The 6,341-nt window shown below is 71.2% G+C and carries 3 protein-coding genes; all 3 read left to right on the top strand.

Annotated elements, in window-relative coordinates; translation table 11 throughout:
* Positions 1–297: 297 nt before the first annotated feature.
* Entirely contained in the window at positions 298–3,243 is a 2,946-nt protein-coding gene (gene uvrA / locus JNW87_RS33060) for an excinuclease ABC subunit UvrA (RefSeq protein ID WP_109805332.1), read from the top strand.
* Positions 3,244–3,399: 156 nt separating this feature from the next.
* On the top strand, positions 3,400–3,888 hold the full coding sequence (locus JNW87_RS33055; protein ID WP_109805333.1) for a Rieske (2Fe-2S) protein: 489 nt from the start codon (positions 3,400–3,402) through the stop codon (positions 3,886–3,888).
* Positions 3,889–4,038: 150 nt separating this feature from the next.
* Positions 4,039–5,976 (top strand): excinuclease ABC subunit UvrC, encoded by a 1,938-nt coding sequence (gene uvrC / locus JNW87_RS33050; RefSeq protein ID WP_109805334.1) that lies wholly within the window; start codon positions 4,039–4,041, stop codon positions 5,974–5,976.
* Positions 5,977–6,341 lie beyond the last annotated feature (365 nt).

The raw sequence follows: 6,341 nt of genomic DNA, 5'->3' as shown, positions 1-6,341 counted from the left end.
TCGTTGAACGCGACCAGGACGCCGAGGTCGCGGCGGCCGGCGCGGCGGCCGGCGACGGACGGGGCGTCCGGTGCCGCCTCCGTCGCCGGGCGGATTCTGAACCGGTCGACGGCGCACGCCGGCCCGGATCGGGCCGGTGTGACCGGCACCTGAGCTGGGGGAATGTGCGGGCGCGGAAAGTTGTCGTACCTCGGGGCTAAAGTTGCCGAGGCGTCTCTTCTGCGCCCGCAAACCGCTCAGACTCCGCTCGGAGCGGACAGATCCGCCCCACCTTCTTCTCCCGGGAGTACACGGACCGTGGCCGATCGACTGATCATCCGTGGCGCGCGCGAGCACAACCTGCGTGACGTCAGTCTCGACCTGCCCCGGGACGCCCTGATCGTCTTCACCGGGCTCTCCGGGTCGGGCAAGTCGAGCCTGGCCTTCGACACCATCTTCGCCGAGGGCCAGCGCCGCTACGTCGAGTCGCTGTCGTCGTACGCCCGGCAGTTCCTCGGCCAGATGGACAAGCCCGACGTCGACTTCATCGAGGGCCTCAGCCCCGCGGTCTCCATCGACCAGAAGTCCACCTCGCGCAACCCGCGCTCGACCGTCGGCACCATCACCGAGGTCTACGACTACCTGCGCCTGCTCTTCGCCCGCATCGGTGAGCCGCACTGCCCGGTCTGCGGCGAGCGGATCTCCAAGCAGAGCCCGCAGCAGATCGTCGACCGGGTCCTCGCGATGGACGAGGGCACCCGGTTCATGGTGCTCGCGCCGGTGGTCCGCGGCCGCAAGGGCGAGTACGTCGACCTCTTCGCCGAGCTCCAGGCCAAGGGCTACGCCCGGGCCCGGGTCGACGGCGTGGTGCACCCGCTGACCGAGCCGCCGAAGCTCAAGAAGCAGGAGAAGCACACCATCGAGGTGGTGATCGACCGGCTCAGCGTGAAGGCGAGCGCCAAGCAGCGGCTGACCGACTCGGTGGAGGCGGCGCTCGGCCTCTCCGGCGGCCTGGTGCTGCTGGACTTCGTCGACCTGCCCGAGGACGACGCGGACCGGGAGCGCCGCTACTCCGAGCACCTGGCCTGCCCTAACGACCACCCCCTGGCGATCGAGGACCTGGAGCCCCGGGTCTTCTCCTTCAACGCGCCGTACGGCGCCTGCCCGGAGTGCACCGGCCTGGGCACCAAGAAGGAGGTCGACGCGGAGCTGGTCGTCCCCGACCCGGAGCGCACCCTGCGCGAGGGCGCCATCCAGCCCTGGGCCACCGGGCACAACCTGGAATACTTCCTCCGCCTGCTGGAGGCGCTCGGCGAGAGCCAGCACTTCGACATCGACACGCCCTGGCGGGCGCTGCCGTCGCGGGCGCAGAAGACGATCCTGCACGGCTCCGACGACCAGGTGCACGTGCGCTACCGCAACAAGTACGGCCGCGAGCGCTCCTACTACACCGGGTTCGAGGGCGTGGTGCAGTGGATCGAGCGCCGGCACACCGACACCGAGTCGGAGTGGTCGCGGGACAAGTACGAGGGCTACATGCGGGACGTGCCCTGCGCGGCCTGCGGCGGCACCCGGCTCAAGCCGGAGGTGCTCGCGGTCACCCTGGCCGGCCGGAGCATCGCCGAGGTCTGCAACCTGTCGGTGGGGGACGCGGCCGAGCTGCTCGCCGGCATCGAGCTGACCGACCGGCAGAAGATGATCGCCGAGCGGGTGCTCAAGGAGATCAACGCCCGGCTGAAGTTCCTGCTCGACGTCGGCCTGGACTACCTCTCCCTGGACCGTGCGGCCGGCACCCTCTCCGGCGGTGAGGCGCAGCGCATCCGGCTCGCCACCCAGATCGGCTCCGGCCTGGTCGGCGTGCTCTACGTGCTGGACGAGCCGTCGATCGGCCTGCACCAGCGGGACAATCACCGGCTGATCGAGACGCTGATCCGGCTGCGCGGGCTGGGCAACACGCTGATCGTGGTCGAGCACGACGAGGACACCATCCGGGTCGCCGACTGGATCGTCGACATCGGCCCGGGCGCCGGCGAGCACGGCGGCGAGATCGTGCACAGCGGCTCGGTGCCGGCGCTGCTGGAAAACCAGGAGTCGGTCACCGGGGCGTACCTGTCGGGGCGCAAGTCGATCCCGACGCCGCGGCAGCGGCGGCCGCAGACCCCCGGCCGGGAGCTGGTGGTGCACGGGGCGCGGGAGCACAACCTGCGCAACCTCACCGTGTCGTTCCCGCTCGGCCAGCTCATCGCGGTCACCGGGGTCAGCGGCTCCGGCAAGTCGACGCTGGTCAACGACATCCTGTACGCGGTGCTGGCCAACCAGATCAACGGCGCCCGGCTGGTCCCCGGGCGGCACACCCGGGTCACCGGCCTGGAGCACGTGGACAAGGTCGTCGGCGTCGACCAGTCGCCGATCGGCCGGACGCCGCGGTCCAACCCGGCCACCTACACCGGGGTCTGGGACCACGTCCGCAAGCTCTTCGCCGAGACCACCGAGGCGAAGGTCCGGGGGTACGGCCCGGGCCGGTTCTCGTTCAACGTCAAGGGTGGCCGCTGCGAGGCGTGCTCCGGCGACGGCACCATCAAGATCGAGATGAACTTCCTCCCGGACGTCTACGTCCCCTGCGAGGTGTGCAAGGGCGCCCGGTACAACCGGGAGACCCTGGAGGTGCACTACAAGGGCAAGACCGTCTCCGACGTGCTGGAGATGCCGATCGAGGAGGCGGCCGAGTTCTTCTCCGCCATCCCGGCCATCCACCGGCACCTGAAGACACTGGTCGACGTGGGCCTCGGCTACGTCCGGCTCGGCCAGCCCGCGCCGACGCTGTCCGGCGGTGAGGCGCAGCGGGTCAAGCTCGCCTCCGAGCTGCAGAAGCGCTCCACGGGTCGGACGGTCTACGTGCTCGACGAGCCGACCACCGGCCTGCACTTCGAGGACATCCGCAAGCTGCTGATGGTGCTCGAGGGCCTGGTCGACAAGGGCAACACGGTGATCACCATCGAGCACAACCTCGACGTGATCAAGACCGCCGACTGGCTCATCGACATGGGCCCCGAGGGCGGCCACCGGGGCGGCACGGTGCTCGCCACCGGCACCCCGGAGGAGGTCGCCGAGGTGACCGAGAGCCACACCGGCCAGTTCCTGCGCCAGGTGCTCAAGCTCGACGGCGAGCCCAAGGGCGCCAGGGCGGCCACGTCGCGGGCGGCGAAGGCCAACGGCGCGGCGACCAAGTCGCGTACCCGCAAGGTCACGGCCGGGGCGCGCTGAGCCGACGGTACGACGCGGGCGGGTCGGGAAACCGGCCCGCCCGTTCCGATATCCATTTCGTGACGCGCCAGTATGAACCGTGCGGCACAGTGATCCGTGTTCCAGAAACGTGGCCGCGGATCACGACGGGGGCGGCAGCCGAGAGAAAGGGCGGATATGAGTGACGATCAGGTGCTGACCGGGCCCGGTACGCAGACGCGCCGGGCCCTTCTCGCGGGCGCCGGCGCGGTCGGGGTGTCGGTCGCGCTGGCCGCCTGCGGCAGCGACGACGACTCCGGCGACGGGACCTCCGCCCCGACCAGCGGCGGCCCGGGCGCGACCGGCGCCGGCGACGCCGAGGGCGGCAACCGGGACACCTCCGGCCCGCTGGCCCGGACCACGGACATCCCGGTCGGGGGCGGCGCGGTGTACGCCAGCAAGGGCGTGGTGATCACCCAGCCCGAGCCGGGAACGTTCAAGGGCTTCGACCCGATCTGCACCCACCAGGGCTGCCCGGTGTCGAACGTCGACGGCGGCACCATCAACTGCACCTGCCACGGCAGCAGGTTCTCGATCACCGACGGCTCGGTGAAGCAGGGCCCCGCCACCCGCCCGCTGGCGGCCAAGAACATCAAGGTCGACGGCGACCAGATCGCCCTCGCCTGACCCTTTCCTTCGCGTCACCACCGGCTCGGCGAGGGTCTCCGATCTTCCCGACCGCCCCCCGACACCCTGATCCGCGTCGCCGGATGGCAGTGGGTGGGCCGCCTGTGGCGGCGGGGCCGGGTGTCGGGGGTGCGGACTAGGCTTGTCGGCGTGGCTGACCCCTCGACCTACCGTCCCGCGCCCGGCACCATTCCGGAGTCGCCAGGGGTCTACCGCTTCCGGGACGGCACCGGCCGGGTCATCTACGTCGGCAAGGCGAAGAACCTGCGCAGCCGGCTCAACTCCTACTTCGCCGACCTGTGGGGCCTGCACCAGCGCACCCAGCAGATGGTCACCACGGCCGAGTCCGTCGACTGGGTCACCGTCGGCACCGAGGTCGAGGCGCTCCAGCTCGAATACACCTGGATCAAGCAGTACGATCCGCGGTTCAACGTCCGCTACCGCGACGACAAGTCGTATCCGTACCTGGCCGTCACCCTCGACGAGGAGTACCCGCGGCTCCAGGTGATGCGGGGCGCCAAGCGCAAGGGGGTGCGCTACTTCGGGCCGTACTCGCACGCCTGGGCGATTCGCGAGACGCTCGACCTGCTGCTCCGGGTCTTCCCCGCGCGGACCTGCTCGTCCGGCGTGTTCAAGCGGGCCGGCCAGGTCGGGCGGCCCTGCCTGCTGGGTTACATCGGCAAGTGCTCCGCGCCGTGCGTCGGCAGCGTCTCCGCCGAGCAGCACCGGGACATCGTCAACGCGTTCTGCGACTTCATGGCCGGCCGCACCGATACCATGGTCCGCCGGCTCGAGCGGCAGATGACCGAGGCCAGCGAGCAACTGGAGTTCGAGCGGGCCGCCCGGCTCCGCGACGACGTCGCCGCCCTGCGGCGGGCGATGGAGAAGCAGACGGTGGTGCTCGGCGACGGCACCGACGCCGACGTGGTGGCCTTCGCCGACGATCCGCTCGAAGCCGCCGTCCAGGTCTTCCACGTCCGCGACGGCCGGGTCCGCGGCCAGCGCGGCTGGGTGGTGGAGAAGACCGAGGACCTGAGCACCGGCGACCTGGTGCACCACTTCTGCACCCAGGTCTACGGCGGGGAGCAGGGCGAGACCGATGTGCCCCGCGAGCTGCTCGTGCCCGAGCTGCCCGCCGACGCCGACGCGCTCGCCGACTGGCTCTCCACCCATCGGGGCAGCCGGGTGTCGCTGCGGGTGCCGCAGCGCGGCGACAAGAAGTCGCTGATGGAGACCGTGGAGCGCAACGCCAAGGACGCCCTCGCCCGGCACAAGCTCAGGCGGGCCGGTGACCTGACCACCCGTAGCAAGGCGCTCGACGAGATCACCGACGCGCTAGGCATGCGGACGTCGCCGCTGCGCATCGAGTGCTTCGACGTCTCCCAGATCCAGGGCACGGACGTGGTGGCCAGCATGGTCGTCTTCGAGGACGGGCTGCCCCGCAAGAGCGAATACCGGCGGTTCATCGTCCGGGGCGCCACCGACGACCTCTCCGCCATGTCCGAGGTGCTGCGCCGGCGGTTCGCCCGCTACCTGGACGCCCGTGCCGAGACGGGGGAGATCGGCGAGGAGACCGCCGGTGACCCGGACCGGCCCGGCATCGACCCGACCACCGGCCGGCCGCGCCGGTTCGCGTACCCGCCCCAACTGGTGGTGGTCGACGGCGGCGCGCCGCAGGTCGCCGCCGCCGCGCAGGCCCTCGCCGAGCTGGGCATCGACGACGTGGCGCTGTGCGGGCTGGCCAAGCGGCTGGAGGAGGTCTGGCTGCCCGACGACGAGTTCCCGGTCATCCTGCCGCGCACCTCGGAGGGGCTCTACCTGCTGCAGCGGGTCCGCGACGAGGCGCACCGCTTCGCCATCACCTTCCACCGGCAGCGGCGCTCGAAGCGGATGACCGAGTCGGCGCTGGACAACATCCCCGGGCTCGGCGACATCCGGCGCAAGGCGCTGCTGCGGCACTTCGGCTCGCTCAAGCGGCTCTCCGCCGCCACCGTCGAAGAGATCACCGAGGTGCCCGGGGTGGGGAAGCGGACGGCCGAGGCGATCCAGGCCGCCCTGGACGAGGGCACCAAGACACCGCAGAGCTAGTGAGCGGTCCCGTTGGGGACGCCACCCCGGTTCGTCGGAAGCTCCTGACCAGGCATCTTCGACTCGGCCGCCCCGAGCAGGGTTGTTCCTGCTCGCCTTTGTCTGCTTCAGCGGAGGCAACAGTTACCGGCCGTGCCTGTTGCCTGTGGTGAAGCAGAGCAAAGGGGCGGATGGGATGGTTGGCCGGCCGGCCAGGGTGACCGTCCGTAGCTCGACGCGGGCGGCGGAACGTTGGGGGCGGATGTCCCTGGTGTCCGGGTCGCCCGGAAGAGGCCAGGCCGCCCCCACGCGCGCCTCCCGCCCGCCCGCGCGGGTGCTGTCCGGTTTGGGGTGGACCGTCCCGTGGGTGGGGGCACCCCGGCGGT

Source organism: Micromonospora sp. ATA51, assembly GCF_016802855.1.
Classification (GTDB): Bacteria; Actinomycetota; Actinomycetes; order Mycobacteriales; family Micromonosporaceae; genus Micromonospora; species Micromonospora sicca.
The sequence above is the reverse complement of the archived record's forward strand: the minus strand, read 5'-3'. Positions and strand labels throughout refer to the sequence as shown.

Excerpts from the sequence above, each read along its gene's own strand:
- JNW87_RS33055 (WP_109805333.1), top strand. The coding sequence starts at position 3,400 with ATGAGTGACGATCAGGTGCTGACCGGGCCCGGTACGCAGACGCGCCGG.